Annotated in this window: 12 protein-coding genes; 6 read left to right on the forward strand and 6 right to left on the reverse strand. The window is 46.3% G+C overall.

Annotation, left to right across the window (positions count from 1 at the left end; all coding sequences use genetic code 11):
• The 4 genes from ICN26_RS03945 to ICN26_RS03960 all read right to left on the reverse strand — a co-directional run bounded on the left by ICN26_RS03945 (position 1) and on the right by ICN26_RS03960 (position 9,496).
• Positions 1-1,464: a glutamate synthase subunit beta gene (locus ICN26_RS03945; RefSeq protein WP_216267085.1), complete on the reverse strand. Its 1,464-nt coding sequence runs from the start codon at positions 1,462-1,464 to the stop codon at positions 1-3.
• 38 nt (positions 1,465-1,502) lie between these two features.
• Entirely contained in the window at positions 1,503-6,248 is a 4,746-nt protein-coding gene (locus tag ICN26_RS03950) for a glutamate synthase-related protein (RefSeq protein WP_216267088.1), read from the reverse strand.
• A gap of 194 nt (positions 6,249-6,442) precedes the next feature.
• Complete coding sequence (locus ICN26_RS03955; RefSeq protein ID WP_216267089.1) at positions 6,443-7,147, reverse strand: transposase; 705 nt, start codon at positions 7,145-7,147, stop codon at positions 6,443-6,445.
• A gap of 12 nt (positions 7,148-7,159) precedes the next feature.
• Complete coding sequence (locus ICN26_RS03960; RefSeq protein WP_216267091.1) at positions 7,160-9,496, reverse strand: penicillin-binding protein 1A; 2,337 nt, start codon at positions 9,494-9,496, stop codon at positions 7,160-7,162.
• Between the two features lie 138 nt (positions 9,497-9,634).
• On the opposite strand from ICN26_RS03960, the gene ICN26_RS03965 reads away from it, so the two are divergent.
• From ICN26_RS03965 to aroB, 4 genes are read left to right on the forward strand one after another with little or no spacing between them, the layout of a single operon-like run.
• Positions 9,635-10,315, forward strand: a complete 681-nt coding sequence (locus tag ICN26_RS03965; protein ID WP_216267093.1) for a hypothetical protein — start codon at positions 9,635-9,637, stop codon at positions 10,313-10,315.
• Positions 10,312-11,433, forward strand: coding sequence for a secretin GspD/PilQ domain-containing protein (locus ICN26_RS03970; protein WP_369411782.1), 1,122 nt, complete (start codon positions 10,312-10,314; stop codon positions 11,431-11,433). Before ICN26_RS03965 ends, ICN26_RS03970 begins: the two co-directional genes overlap by 4 nt.
• Before the next feature lie 12 nt (positions 11,434-11,445).
• On the forward strand, positions 11,446-11,970 hold the full coding sequence (locus ICN26_RS03975) for a shikimate kinase (RefSeq protein WP_216267095.1): 525 nt from the start codon (positions 11,446-11,448) through the stop codon (positions 11,968-11,970).
• Between the two features lie 8 nt (positions 11,971-11,978).
• Positions 11,979-13,061, forward strand: a complete 1,083-nt coding sequence (gene aroB / locus ICN26_RS03980) for a 3-dehydroquinate synthase (RefSeq protein WP_216267097.1) — start codon at positions 11,979-11,981, stop codon at positions 13,059-13,061.
• A gap of 13 nt (positions 13,062-13,074) precedes the next feature.
• Here aroB and cyaY read toward each other — a convergent pair whose 3' ends face one another.
• Positions 13,075-13,488: an iron donor protein CyaY gene (gene cyaY, locus ICN26_RS03985; protein ID WP_255534368.1), complete on the reverse strand. Its 414-nt coding sequence runs from the start codon at positions 13,486-13,488 to the stop codon at positions 13,075-13,077.
• Between the two features lie 17 nt (positions 13,489-13,505).
• Between cyaY and lptM the strand changes: the two genes are divergently transcribed.
• Entirely contained in the window at positions 13,506-13,697 is a 192-nt protein-coding gene (lptM, locus tag ICN26_RS03990; protein ID WP_216267099.1) for an LPS translocon maturation chaperone LptM, read from the forward strand.
• Positions 13,694-14,992 carry a diaminopimelate decarboxylase gene (gene lysA / locus ICN26_RS03995; RefSeq protein WP_216267101.1) on the forward strand — a complete coding sequence of 433 codons (1,299 nt, stop codon included), beginning with the start codon at positions 13,694-13,696 and terminating at the stop codon, positions 14,990-14,992. The genes lptM and lysA overlap by 4 nt, the downstream gene beginning before the upstream one ends.
• Positions 14,993-15,072: 80 nt before the next feature.
• Here lysA and ICN26_RS04000 read toward each other — a convergent pair whose 3' ends face one another.
• A complete protein-coding gene (locus ICN26_RS04000) occupies positions 15,073-15,798 on the reverse strand; it encodes a c-type cytochrome (RefSeq protein WP_216267102.1) in 726 nt (241 codons plus the stop codon).
• Positions 15,799-15,900 lie beyond the last annotated feature (102 nt).

Raw genomic sequence — 15,900 nt, forward strand, 5'->3', positions numbered from 1 at the left:
TTATCGCGGCAGAACGGATGACCCCATTAAAAACTCGTCTACTGCATGGGCAGCTTGTCGGCCTTCACGAATCGCCCAAACCACCAAAGACTGTCCACGGCGCATATCGCCAGCAGCAAATACCTTAGGAACGTTGGTTTGGTAAGCATTTTGGCCTTCAACTGTGGCTTTTGCATTCCCACGGGCATCTTTTTCAACACCGAAGGCATTGAGCACTTGCGCTGCTGGGGACACAAAGCCCATTGCCAAGAACACCAAATCTGCCTTAATTTCAAATTCAGAGTTTGGCATTTCTGTCATCTTGCCGTCTTTCCACTCCAAACGCACACAGATCAACTTTTCCAGTTTGCCGTCTTTACCTTCAAAACGCTTAGTCGCAACAGACCAATCGCGCTCACAACCCTCTTCGTGCGAAGAAGATGTACGCAATTTAGTTGGCCAATACGGCCATACCAAAGGTTTGTTTTCAGTCTCTGGTGGCTGCGGTAATAATTCAAACTGAGTAATTTTGGCAGCACCGTGACGATTGGATGTTCCCACACAATCAGATCCAGTATCGCCACCGCCAATGACGATGACATGCTTATCAGCTGCAGAAATCTCATTTTTGAAATCGCCAGCGTTTTCTTTGTTCTGTGGAATCAAGAAATCCAAAGCATAGTGAACACCCTTCAACTCACGACCAGGCACTGGTAAATCACGGGGCTGCTCTGATCCACCACTAATGACAACGGCATCAAAATCTTTCATCAACTGATCAGGTGAAACTGTTTTTGTGGAGTAATTTTTTACTTCAGCGCCAATCGCCTCTTTACCCACAAATACACCCGTCTCAAACTTCACACCCTCGGCTTGCATTTGCTCTACACGACGGTCAATCAGCCATTTTTCCATTTTGAAATCAGGAATGCCGTAGCGCAATAACCCACCAACACGATCATTCTTTTCGAATACGGTCACGTCATGGCCAACGCGCGCTAATTGTTGCGCAGTCGCCATGCCAGCTGGTCCACCACCAACGACAGCAACTTTTTTACCCGTTTTAATTTTAGGTAGCTGCGGCTTAACCCAACCATTTTCCCAGCCCTTATCAATAATGGCGTGTTCAATGGACTTAATACCAACTGCATCACTATTAATTCCTAAGGTGCAGGCGGCCTCACAAGGTGCAGGACAGATGCGACCAGTGAACTCAGGGAAGTTATTGGTGGATTGCAAAACATCTAATGCATTCTTCCAGTCATCATGAAACACCAAATCATTGAAGTCAGGAATGATGTTGTTTACAGGACATCCGTTATTGCAAAATGGAATGCCGCAATCCATGCAACGTGCACCTTGCACCTTAGCTTCGTCATCTGTCAGTGCCGCAACAAACTCTTTGTAATGATGGAGGCGCTTAACGGGAGCTTCGTAGGTTTCATCTACGCGCTCAAACTCCATAAATCCAGTGACCTTACCCATATCGAATCCTCAGTATCTTTTCTTAATATCTATCTTGATTAAGCTGCAATAGTTTTGTTTTGTGCTTTTTCCCACAACTCGCCTAGAGCACGTTTGTACTCAGTAGGTAGCACCTTCACAAAACGACCGCGAGCATTTTCCCAATCGGCTAAGAGTGCTTTAGCGCGCTCAGAACCAGTGTGACGGAAATGACGCTCGATCAAGCCTTTCAAAATTTGCTCATCAGTCATGCGCTCGCCACCATCCTTCACGTCAACAGGGGCATGCCACTGTGACTGAGGCATTTGGGCAATCTGCTCAGCGGAAGGCAATACTTTCTCCAAAGTTGCCATACTGGTATTGCAGCGCTTTTCAAATAGGCCATCTTCGTCGTAAACATAAGCAATACCACCACTCATACCTGCTGCAAAGTTACGGCCAGTTGCGCCCAACACCACCACAGTGCCACCAGTCATGTATTCACAACCGTGATCGCCAGTACCTTCAACCACCGTTGTGGCACCGGAGTTACGCACTGCGAAACGCTCGCCAGCCACACCGTTAAAGAATGCTTCACCGCCGATTGCACCATAGAGAACGGTATTACCAACAATGATGTTCTTGGCTGCATCACCACGGAACTCATGTGGCGCACGCACAATGACGCGTCCGCCTGATAAACCTTTACCAACGTAGTCATTACCATCGCCAACTAAGTCTAAGGTAATCCCGCGCGCTAAGAAGGCGGCGAAACTTTGGCCAGCAGTACCATTTAATTGAATATGGATAGTGTCATCTGGCAAACCAGCATGGCCATAACGCTGAGCGATTTCTCCGGAGAGCATTGCGCCAACAGTGCGGTTTACATTCTTCACTGGAACAATGAATGAGACTTTCTCACCGCCTTGTAATGCGGGCTCACTCTTCTCAATCAGAATGTTATCCAAGGCACTACCTAAGCCATGCTCCTGAGTCAGGATCTGGTAGCGGGGAGTATCTTTAGGAACATTAGGCTCGGCAAAAATCTTACTGAAATCCAAGCCATGTACTTTCCAGTTCTCAATACCCTTACGCGTATCCAAGAGATCAACGCGACCGATTAAATCATCAAACTTACGAATGCCGAGTTGAGCCATGATCTCGCGCACTTCTTCAGCAATAAAGAAGAAGAAGTTCACAACGTGCTCTGGCTTACCAGAGAACTTTTTACGCAACTCAGGATCTTGTGTAGCAACACCAACTGGGCAGGTATTCAAATGACACTTACGCATCATGATGCAACCTTCAACAACTAATGGTGCTGTTGCAAAACCAAACTCATCTGCACCTAATAAAGCGCCGATCACGACATCACGACCAGTTTTCATTTGGCCATCAGCTTGCACACGAATACGGCTTCGCAAACCATTGAGCACTAATGTTTGTTGAGTTTCAGCCAAGCCTAGTTCCCATGGGGAACCAGCATGCTTAATAGAAGATAGTGGAGATGCGCCTGTACCGCCATCATGTCCAGCGATCACTACGTGATCGGCTTTCGCCTTAGCCACACCGGCGGCAATCGTACCGACACCGACTTCAGAAACTAACTTCACAGATACATCAGCCGCTGGGTTCACGTTCTTCAGATCGTGAATCAACTGTGCGATATCTTCAATCGAGTAAATATCGTGGTGCGGGGGAGGAGAAATCAAACCAACACCTGGGACGGAGAAGCGCAGCTTACCGATGTAGTCAGAGACTTTACCGCCCGGCAATTGGCCACCTTCACCAGGCTTAGCACCCTGAGCCATCTTGATCTGAATCTGATCAGCAGAGCGCAGATATTCAGTGGTAACCCCGAAGCGACCGGAAGCAACCTGCTTAATTCTGGAGCGCAATGAATCACCATCTAGCAAAGGAATGTTTGCTTCAACAACATCGTCACCCAAAATACTCGCTAAAGTCTCACCCTTCTTAATTGGAATGCCTTTAAGTTCATTCACATAACGGTTTGGATCTTCTCCACCCTCACCAGTATTAGACTTGCCGCCAATCCGGTTCATCGCAATTGCTAAGGTAGCATGCGCCTCAGTAGAGATAGAACCTAAAGACATCGCACCTGTTGCAAAACGTTTAACGATTTCTTTTGCAGGCTCGACCTCATCCAATGGAATCGCTTTAGCTGGGTCAAGCTTGAACTCAAACAAACCACGCAATGTCATCTGGCGCTTAGTTTGGTCATTAATCAGATTGGCATACTCTTTATAAGTTTGATAGCCCTTATCAATACCAGCACGGGTGGAGTGCTGCAACTTCGCAATCGTATCCGGAGTCCACATGTGGTCCTCACCACGGATACGGAAGGCATATTCACCTCCAGCCTCGAGCATGTTGGTCAAAACAGGATCATTACCAAATGCAGACTGATGCATGCGCAAGGCTTCCTCAGCCACCTCAAATACACCGATACCACCTACCTTAGATGGAGTGCCTTTGAAGTAATGATCAATCACATCCTTATTCAAACCAATCGCTTCAAAAATCTGTGAGCCGGTATAGGACATGTAAGTAGAGATACCCATTTTGGACATTACTTTTTGTAATCCCTTACCAACCGCTTTCACAAAATTCTTGACCGCTTTTTCTGCCGACAGGTCACCAGACAAACCTTTAGCCATCTCAGCCAAGGTTTCCATTGCTAAGTACGGATGAACCGCTTCAGCACCATAACCAGCCAAGAGTGCGAAATGATGTGTCTCACGCGCGCTACCGGTTTCAACTACGAGTCCAACGCTGGTGCGCAAACCTTTTTCAACCAAGTGCTGATGAATGGCTGAAGTTGCCAATAATGCCGGAATAGCCACATGCTGCTCATCAACCTGACGATCGCTCACGATCAAGATGTTGTAACCAGAGCGAACAGCATCAGCAGCCTCAGCACACAAGGATGCTAGGCGAGCTTCAATACCAGCCTTGCCCCAGGATGCTGGGTAGCAAATATCCAACTCATATGAGCGGAACTTACCGTTGGTGTAGTGACCGATATGACGAATCTTGGTCATATCGTCGAAATCTAAAATCGGCTGATTCACTTCCAAGCGCATTGGGGGATTGATATTGTTGGTATCCAACAAATTCGGCTTAGGTCCAATGAAAGACACCAAAGACATCACCATGTTTTCACGGATAGAGTCAATCGGCGGATTGGTTACCTGTGCAAATAATTGCTTAAAGTAGTTATACAGTGGCTTGTTCTTATTAGAGAGTACGGCTAGTGGGCTATCGTTACCCATTGAGCCAATTGCCTCTTCACCATTCATCGCCATTGGTGCCATGAGGTACTTGATGTCCTCTTGGGTATAACCGAAAGCTTGTTGACGATCTAATAGTTTTGCAGTCGGTCGAATAGTATTTTTCTCATCTACTAAATCTGCCTTGCTGGCATCGACTTCATCGAGCTTTACACGTACTGCATCGATCCAGCTCTTATATGGCTTAGCTTTAGAAACAGCATCTTTCAATTCCACGTCATCAATAATGCGGCCTTGCTCCATATCAATCATGAACATCTTGCCTGGTTGCAAGCGCCACTTCTGAACGATCTTATTCTCTGGAATTGGCAGAACACCAGCCTCTGAGCCCATGATGACTAGATCATCATCTGTTACGTAATAACGCGCTGGACGTAAACCATTACGGTCTAAGGTTGCGCCAATCTGGCGACCATCTGTAAAGGCCATAGCTGCTGGGCCATCCCATGGCTCCATCATTGCAGCGTGGTACTCATAGAATGCGCGACGATTTTCATCCATCAATGTGTGCTGTTCCCACGCCTCTGGAATCATCATCATCATTGCTTGTGCCAATGGATAGCCTGACATGACTAATAACTCTAAACAGTTATCAAAACAGGCTGTATCAGATTGACCTGGATAGATGAGTGGCCATAATTTTTTAAGATCATCACCAAGTACTGGTGAGCTGATTGCGCCCTCCCGTGCATTGACCCAGTTGACGTTGCCTTTAACAGTATTGATCTCACCGTTGTGCGCAATCATGCGATATGGGTGAGCTAACTCCCAAGCAGGGAAAGTATTGGTGGAGAAACGCTGATGCACTAAAGCTAATGCGGATACAGTGCGAGAGTCTTGTAAGTCTTTGTAATACGCCCCTACCTGGTTAGCCAATAGCAAACCCTTATAAACAATGGTGCGTGCTGACATCGATGCAACAAAATATTCTTTACCGTGCTTCAGATGCAAATCTTGAATTGCATGGCTTGCAGTTTTACGAATCACATACAACTTACGCTCAAGTGCATCTGTAGTCATGATGTCGCGGCCGCGACCAATAAATATCTGACGAATGAATGGCTCGGTCATTTGCACTGTTGGAGACATTGGCAGCTTTACATCAACCGGAACATCCCTCCAACCTAAAACAACTTGACCCTCCAAGCGAACTGTACGCTCTAGCTCTTGTTCACAAGCTAGACGCGATGCCTGTTCTTTTGGCAGGAAAATCATTCCAACGCCGTATTCACCAAATGGAGGTAACTCGATACCTTGCTTTGCCATCTCTTCGCGATATAAGGTATCCGGGACTTGGATCAAAATTCCTGCGCCGTCGCCCATCAGCGGATCAGCACCTACAGCACCCCGGTGATCTAAGTTCTCCAGAATTTGCAATCCTTGAGCAACAATCTCATGTGACTTCTTGCCCTTGATGTGGGCAACGAATCCTACGCCGCAAGCGTCATGCTCATTTTGTGGATCGTATAGACCCTGCGCGATTGGACGAAGGTCTGTATTTATGTGTGTAGTCATAGTATTTCCGCTTGCCCTAAGGGCCTGATTACTTTTGGAGGATCTAATATAGGGGAATACCCATATTGAAGCAATAGAAATAAAATGACTCTGTCCCATTTAAATTAAGAGGTAGTCGAAATAAATCCATATAAAAGGGACAGAGTCATAATGTAATGACGGTGAGGCTAACGACAGAACCTCTTGAAGAAGCTCTAAGCTATTGAATTAGTTAAATTTAATTTTTTAGGTCGTCCACGGCGCCGTATTAATGCCTGCTCAGGATTATCTTTAAATAGCTTTTTTGCATAAGCATCGCTTATCCACGGCTTAGACCTCACCAGAGCCTCGGTAATTTGACGATCTTCCCAGTGAGGCGCACCCTCTTTCACAAATGCCGCCCAAGTCATTTGCCTCTCAAAAGGAGTATTACCCAAACTCCAAAAGTGCTGATGGTCAACCAACCAAGGCTCTGCATTACCGCCAATGTGGGAAGCAAAGCTAGTCCAAGTGGAAGCCTGCGGGCTTGACTCAAAACCAGACCTTACGGGATTGAGTTCAATGAAGCGTTGGCAGCGTAAAAAATAATCTGGATCTATTAAGGAGGAGCGGTAGCGTCCCTCCCAAATCGTTCCCGAACGTTGCTGCTGTTGATTGAAATACTGGGCATAACGCCTACCTAGGGATTGCATTGTTTTTGCAAGCGAGTCTGCATTCTGGGGAGTCATTAAGAGATGCACATGATTTGGCATCAAGGCAAATGCATGCACTGCACTGCCAAATTGTTTGGTAGCCTCTCGTAACCAATCTAAATAGATGCGGCGGTCTGGATCACCAAAAAAAAGTGTTTCTCGATTATTACCTCGAACCATCACATGCATTGCTTGACCGGGAATGATGGTTCGCGCTTGCCTTGCCATTGCTAAAACGAACTACTGCAGTTCGCGCACACCGCCGTTATTAGAAAACTCAGGAATAAACCAATCACCATCCAACTGCGTGACACCCGTAGGTACTTCGCGTGCTTGTTGTGGCACATCCCTCAAGGCGGTACTCATGTATGAGATCCACATTGGTAAAGCGAGACCTCCACCAGTTTCGCGATCACCCAAACTTGCGGGTTTATCAAAACCAATCCAAGCAATTGCAACTACCTTCGGGTTATATCCCGCAAACCAAGCATCGTGCGACTCATTGGTAGTACCTGTTTTACCAGCGATATCATTCCGGCCTAGTTTCGCTCTCGCACTAGCTGCAGTACCGGTTTTCGTAACTTCTTGCAACATACTGTCCATCACAAAAGAAGTTCTTGCATCTAACACGCGAGGAGCATCTTCACGCGCATGAGTAGGCTTGGCCTCGAACAGTACCGTGCCTTTTGAATCCGTCATCTTATTAATTAAGTAGGGATCTACACGATAGCCCCCATTAGCAAAAACACTGTAAGCAGATGCCATTTGCAAAGGTGTAACAGAACCTGCACCCAAAGCCATTGTTAAATAAGGTGGGTGCTTCTCTGCTTCAAACCCAAAACGTTGAATATAGTCTTGAGCATAAGATGGCCCGATAGTCCGAATTAATCGTACTGAAACCAAGTTTTTCGATTTTGCTAAAGCAGTGCGTAAGCGCATTAAGCCCTCATACTTACCATCGTAGTTCTTGGGCTCCCAAGCTTGACTCCCTGTTTCCAAGCCACCAATAGATAGCGGTGCATCATTCACCATCGTGCTCGGAGAAAAACCTTTCTCGATCGCAGCTGCATAAATAAATGGTTTAAAAGAGGAGCCCGGTTGGCGTTGAGCCTGAGTGACGTGATTAAATTTATTTCGACGGAAATCAAAGCCACCCACTAAAGAGAGAATCGCGCCCGTCTCAGCATTCATTGAAACAAAGGCAGCTTCGACTTGAGGTAACTGCGCCAACTTCCAAACCCCACCATCCGACAGCAACCTAACAATCGCACCAGGACGCAAACGTTTTTTTGGTTGAGTGCTATCAGTTAAAGCGGCGGCGGCAAGCTTCATACTCTCGCCCTTTATGGTGATCGTATCTCCCGTAGAAATCATCACCTGCATTTCTTTTGGCTTGATATCGAGCACAACGCCAGACTGTAAATCATCCAACTGTGGATAAGCCAACAAAGCTTCGTCAATTGCACGTTGACGCTTCACCGTATCTTCTGGCAAATCAATGAAGCCCTCGGGACCACGATATGCATGACGTAAGTCGTATTCAAAAATACCACGGCGTACTGCTTTATATGCGGCGTCTTGGTCAGCCCTCAAGATCGTGGTGTATACATCTATTCCCTGGGAATAGATTGCCTCGCCATATTGCGTAATCAAGAGCTGCCGAACCATCTCAGCAGGAAAATCTGCGCGAGTACTAAATTCATTGCCAAGACCACGGATATGCAACTCTTCAGCCATGGCGATTTGATATTGTTCGGGGGTGATATACGATAAATCACGCATACGCTGCAAAATATATTCCTGTCGAATTTTGGCGCGCCGAAAATTGCTCACAGGGTTGTATGCCGATGGTGCTTTTGGCAAGCCAGCCAACATCGCTGATTCAGCAATCGTAATGTCTTTTAGCTCTTTACCAAAGTAGATTTGAGCTGCACTAGAAAATCCATAAGCTCTTTGCCCCAAAAAGATCTGATTCATATAAATCTCAAGAATCTTGTCTTTACTTAATTGGGACTCAATTTCCCAGGCTAAGAGAACCTCATAAATCTTACGGCTGAAGGTTTTCTCATTGCTGAGGAAGAAATTCCGCGCCACTTGCATTGTGATGGTTGATGCACCTTGGGAAAGATTACCCCGTAAATTGGTGAGCGTAGCCCTCAGGATGCCTACGTAGTCCACTCCACCATGAGAGTAAAAGCGATCATCTTCAATGGCTAAAACTGCATTGCGCATACTCATTGGGATTTCATTTAAAGGGATTACCTTACGGCGCTCCTCCCCAAACTCACCTATGAGAACTTTATCAGCCGTATAGATACGTAATGGTGTTTTGGGGTTGTAATCAATCAAGGCTGAAATCTTTGGCAGATTCGGCTTTGCTACTAAGAAGGCATATCCCAATAACAATGTAAGCACCACTGCAAAAACCATACTAATGATCAGAAGTGCCTTGATAAGCGGATTGCTTCCGGATTTATTGGACGAGAATGGCTCTCCTCTTGGCTGACCGGGACGTCTATCAGGTTGTCGGTTGAATCGCCCGTTTAATGGCGGCTTGTCTTTTGGGGGGAGAGCCATAGTTCAAATTATAGGGTGCTTACGTAATTCGCCCTCTAGGGCTAAAACCTGTCATTTAAATGCCCGCTTAGTGCTTTTCTGACGCTCAATTCCGCCTTCTCTGATCGCTTTTCCCATCCCCGGGAAGAACAATTAGGCATGCCACCACGCCACATTTCCCCCCAATCTTTTGATGACATTCTGAGTGAGCTGGGAGACGACCCCGCCATCCCAGATCCCCATGGAATTCGTAAAACCTCCCCTCCACTCGGGATGGATGCATCGCCCCAAACTAAGACTCCAAAGCCCTCTTTTTCTACTAAGCCACTCCAAGTAAAGGGGCTTAATTTCAGTCCTATTTGGATCTTTGGTGGCGCCTTATTAGTCTGTGGAATTAGCCTCTTTTTTTTCTTTGAATCCAACCAGTCTGGGGCTGAACAGGAAATACACGTCCTTCAAAGTCAATTTGTAACCCTCAAAGAAGAATTAAAATCCTCTCAGGATGAGTGGCATTCTGAGCGAGAAGATCTATATGAAGTAATAGATAAATTAGAAGTGAGTATTCACTCAATTGAGATAAAACCACCAATACAAGCCACTCAAAGCAAGCCTGCCACTATCCCGCATGAAGCAGAGCTTGGTCGCTGGCGGTTTTTAGGTATCACTCGTATGGGGACTGCAGAGCAGGCTTTTTTTCACACTGGGAAATCTACAAAGATGGTGGCTAAGGGGGATTTGGCTATAGGGGAATGGCGCATGACCCAAGCTGAAAAAGAGCTGGCTATCTTGACGCATCCCAAAGGTAAATCCATCACCCTTAAATCTACCAACTCAGAGTGACTCTATTGAAGATCTTGCAGAAATCCCACACAACCTTACTCCCATTGATGCTGATTTTTTTACTCAATTCGGCCCAAGGATACCTCCCTGAAGCGAACCCTCTAAGCACGCTTGAAGAGAGTCGCATCAGCCTTCAATTTAGCCAAATTGAAGTAACTAAACTTTTGCAAGTTTTAGCCAAAATGGGAAATACCAATTTTCTCCTCAGCGAATCTATTGAGGGCAAAATCTCGGTCGATCTCAAGGACACCCCTTGGCAAAATGCCCTCCATTCCATACTTGCTAGCAGAGGGTTACGCTTGGTACGAAATGGCGATATTTACTGGATTGGTCCTCACGCAGAAATTCAGAGTTTTCAGAAATATCGTCGGGAAGATGCTGCGCTACCTTTTGGAGGCGATCATATTAATAGCCCACGCCAGATCCTCATAGAGGCTCGCATTGTCGAAGCTGATCAGCGCTTTGCCCGAGAATTGGGTGTCAAGTTGGGATACCAAGCCAATGGCATTGGCAATCGCCCAGACCAAAACGCAAGTGCAAACCTTGATCTCGCAGGCACTGGCTTGGCTGGATACAACCCAGCCACCTTGGCTGCCACCTTGGTTTCCAAGAATGCGGCCCGACTCTTGCAAATGGAGCTCTCAGCACTGGAGTCTGATGGCCAGGGTAAGATTCTCTCGAACCCCCGCATCATGACTGGCGATCAGGTTAAAGCCACGATTGAGCAGGGAACTGAACTACCCTACCAAGTCAGCTCACAAAGTGGGAGTAAATTACAGTTTCGCAAAGCCAATTTACGCCTAGAGGTCTTGCCCAAGATTCATCCCGATGGAAAGATCTCCATGCTAGTGGGGATCAATAAAGACACCATTGGTATGAAAACTGAACAGGGCTATGCGATTGATACTAAAAATCTCAGCTCTGAGGTCACCGTTGAAAATGGAGGTACCGCCATTATTGGGGGGATCTTTCAAACCACCGAACGTGATGACGAGATCAAAGTTCCGCTCCTAGGCGATATTCCATTGATAGGGCATTTATTTCGCCATAAATCCAAATTGGCGGATAAAACTGAACTATTAGTCTTCTTAACCCCCACCGTACTAGACAAACACTAATAAAATCACAGGGTGAACTCTTCATCTAACAATATCTTTCTAATTGGCCTCATGGGCGCTGGGAAGTCGACCGTGGGTAAATTGCTAGCCAAAAAGTTAGAGCGTCGCTTTTTAGATGCTGACCATGTGATTGAAGATCGTTGTGGAGTCAAAATTCCCGTCATCTTCGAAATGGAAGGTGAAGATGGATTTCGCAAACGTGAGGCTCAGGCCATCAATGACATTACGGGCGAACATGATGTCATTTTGGCTACCGGTGGCGGCGCTGTTCTTCTGCCTGAGAATCGAAAATTTCTCAGTGAAAGAGGAGTGGTAATTTATCTCCATGCCAATCCCATGGAGTTATGGCATCGCACTAAAGGTGGTGAAGGTCGGCCTCTTCTTAAAAATGGAGATGCAAAAAAGATTCTAGAAAACCTCTACGCTATTCGCGATCCCTTGTATCGTGAAATTGCTGACTATGTTATTGAGACTGGGAAACCCAGCGTCAATCAGCTGGTCAACACTTTAATCATGCAACTCGAACTCTCCGCATAAATTTATCCATGAAAACATTAGAAGTTGATCTAGGTGATCGTAGCTACCCTATTCATATTGGTACAGATTTAATAGATCAAGCGCAATTATTTAGCGCCTGTGAAAAAGCAACATCGATTTATATTGTTAGCAATACGACTGTTGCTCCTTTGTATGCAGAGCGCCTCACCAAGACTTTAGAAAAACAAGGTAAGCCGGTCAGGACGATTGTCTTGCCTGACGGAGAGTCTTATAAGGACTGGAAAAATCTTCAGTTAATTTTTGATGACCTCCTCAAATATGGAGCCGATCGTCAAACTATGTTGGTGGCTTTAGGTGGTGGCGTTATTGGAGACATGACTGGCTTTGCTGCTGCAAGCTTTATGCGCGGCATTCGCTTCATTCAAGTCCCAACAACTTTACTAGCCCAGGTGGACTCCTCTGTTGGCGGCAAGACGGGCATTAATCATCCGCTGGGGAAAAATATGATTGGGGCGTTTCATCAGCCAGTAGCGGTCATTGCCGATCTCAATACCTTGAAGACATTGCCTGCTCGCGAACTCTCTGCAGGTCTAGCTGAAGTGGTTAAACATGGTGCCATTGCAGATGCTGAGTTCTTAAGTTGGATTGAAGTAAATGCAAAAGCTTTACTAGCTTGCGACACCGCCGCAATGGCGCATGCGGTCTTACGCTCTTGCGAAATTAAATCGGCCGTAGTGTCAGCCGATGAAAGAGAAGGTGGCATTCGAGCCACATTGAATTTTGGGCATACCTTTGGTCATGCGATCGAAGCGGGCATGGGCTATGGCGAGTGGTTGCATGGTGAAGCTGTTGGTTGCGGTATGGTCATGGGTGCAGACCTCTCAAGACGCCTAAACTTCATCACTCAAGATGAAGTTAATCGCCTCACTCAAATTATTCAATCCATGAATCTGCCGATAGCACCACCCAAGTTTGGCGCACAGCGTTATATGGAATTAATGCAAGTAGATAAAAAGACTGAGGGCGGACAAATCCGCTACGTCGTTTTAGAGAAGATTGGCAAAGCCCAAATTAAGAGCGTTCCCGATGCTCAGGTTATAGAGACCTTAACGGCGACCGGGGCAGTTTAAGTTTCTAGCTTACTTATTTCTGAAGCAGGCCAATAGTGATCACCTGACCAGCTTGAACACTGGCAAATTCGGATAAGTCGCCCAGCAGTTCGCGCCCAGTTTTAGTATCTAACCACAGTGGGGAGCCTAAAGTACCCGCCCAACGGTAGTGATAACCGCCAGATTTAGCCGCCACCCAAATCTCGTGCAAAGGGGGCTGGGTATTGACCACTATCACGCTGCGATCTCTGAACCGAATATTAATCACGTTTCCACCCTGGCGCTCCACATCCAGATCGAGGTCTAGTGCATCGTCTGCAGCTTCTAGGGCTACTTCGATGGACTCCAATAAATTACTACCCAACTGATGAAATTGCTTATCGTCAATGGTTTCTACAGTTAAATTGCCTGGCTTCATATTAGAGTCCTGCATGCTATATTCAATCATTCGTTTTAGAGACATTCATGATAGCGATTCTTAAAAGAACTCTTGGTATTAGCCTTCTAATATCCCTTGTTGGATGTGGGGTTAGAGGCCCCTTATATTTGCCAAATGTGCCGCCAGCACCTAATCCTCCTGCTGAGCCAGAGCCTAAAGGCAAGCTCTATCCACCCCAAAGCCCTTCAGCCCCTAACTCCACATCGGCCAAGCAATGACAAGTAAAGCGATCCCACTCCCCGACTTAGCTGGATTTACAGAACGAAATGGTACTTGGTATGCAGAGGAAATTCCTTTGCTAGATTTGGCAAAGGAATTTGGCACACCCCTGTATGTCTACAGCAAAAAAGCGTTGACCGAAGCTTATCAGGCCTATGACAAAGCTTGCGTAGATTCCTCTGGAAAAAGACGAGCTCGCGTTCACTATGCGATGAAGGCGAATAGCAACTTAGCAGTGATTGATTGCTTTAAAAAATTAGGCTCTGGCTTTGACTTAGTCAGCGGCGGTGAATTAGCGCGCGCTCTTGCTATTGGCGCAGATCCAAAAAGTTTAGTGTTTGCCGGTGTTGGTAAATCTGCTCACGAAATTGCGCAAGCCTTGAAAGTCGGCGTTAAATGCATCAACGTAGAGTCAATTGCAGAGCTCCACCAAATTAATCGGGTTGCTACTGAGCTCAATTGCCGCGCCCCAATTTCCTTGCGCGTGAATCCCGATGTGGATGCACAAACGCATCCTTACATTTCTACTGGACTAAAAGGCAATAAATTTGGTATCGCTTATCACGAGGTTTTAAAAACATATCGTGAAGCTGCATTGCTGTCACAGATTGATGTGGTTGGTATTGACTGTCATATTGGTTCCCAGATCACAAACACCGCACCCTATCTTGACGCGCTTGATAAAGTGCTCGAGCTAGTGACTCAATTGAAAAAAGAAGGTATTGAGATCCACCATCTTGATTTAGGTGGCGGTCTTGGTATTTCTTATGGCGACGATAACCCGCCAGATATTACCGAGTTCACTAACACCTTACTCAACCGCGTTGCTGAATCTGGCTTTGGTCATCTCGATATTGTCTTGGAGCCTGGTAGATCCTTAGTGGGCAATGCTGGCGTGCTCTTGACTCAAGTGGAATATCTCAAGCCTGGTGCTGAGAAAAACTTTTGCATTGTGGATGCAGCAATGACAGAGTTGATGCGCCCAGCGCTCTACGAGGCTTATCACGGGATAGTTCCAGCACAAACCAAGCAAGTTATAAGCTCTACTTATGACGTCGTTGGACCCGTATGTGAATCTGGTGACTGGCTTGGAAGAGATCGTCAGCTTGCGATTGAAGAAGGTGATCTGCTAGCCATTCTGTCTGCTGGTGCTTATGGCTTTGTGATGGCTTCCAATTACAACACCAGGCCAAAACCTGCAGAGATCATGGTTGATGGCAAGAATGCCTATGTCATTCGTGCACGTGAAAACATTGCTGATCTCTTTGCTAGTGAAGCTACCTTGCCAGATTAAATTAACTTCCCTTGGTAAATTCCAGGCAATAAAAAACCCCGCTACATCAGCGGGGTTTTTGTTTTGTACTTAGGTAACGATTAATGCAAACCTGCCATGTAATCAGAAACAGCTTTCATCTCTTGATCAGAAAGCTTCGTAGCAATTGTTGTCATCTGAGTACTATTTTTACGAGTACCTTCACGGAAACCCACTAACTGATTGTAGGAATACTCAGCCCACTGTCCACCTTGGCGTGGGTATTGCGCAGGAATGCCTGCACCATTAGGGCTGTGGCAACCAGCGCAGGCTGGAACACCCTTCGATGCAATACCGCCACCATAAATACTCTTACCCAAATCAAGAGCTTCTTTAGTTTGAGCCACACCTTGGGATGGAGCCTGCTGAGAAAGGAAAGTGCCAATATTGATCATATCTTGCTCAGTTAAAGGCATAGACATGCCCATCATGATGGCATTGACTCTGGTACCTTCTTTAAAATTCTTCAACTGTTTTGCTGTGTATGCAGCATGCTGGGCAGACAACTTGGGCCAAGTTGCTACAGCACTCTGGCCCTTAGGACCATGACATGTAATACAGGCTACAACACCGCGAGTGGCATCTCCGGAGTTATAGAGTGTCTCACCAGCAGCGACATCAACTTTTGGTTTAGCTGGAGCAGCAGCCTTTGCCTCTGCAGCTGGGGCCATGGGTGCTGGATCAGCGGCATAAGCTTGTGTCGCAAGGCCGCTTAGAGCAAAAATAGACAGGGCTGCAAAGCCAGCACGTAAGCTAGTTAATTTGGAGATTTGAGGGGTTTGACGCATTATGTTTACCTTGGCAAAAATTCTTAAAAATGTTTGGGCCCTTACTTCTACAACTTTCACCCAACATTATGAGATATTTATTGATTTTGCGTGATTTTACAA

Origin of the sequence: Polynucleobacter hallstattensis (genome assembly GCF_018881835.1) — a bacterium.
Taxonomy (GTDB): Bacteria; Pseudomonadota; Gammaproteobacteria; order Burkholderiales; family Burkholderiaceae; genus Polynucleobacter; species Polynucleobacter hallstattensis.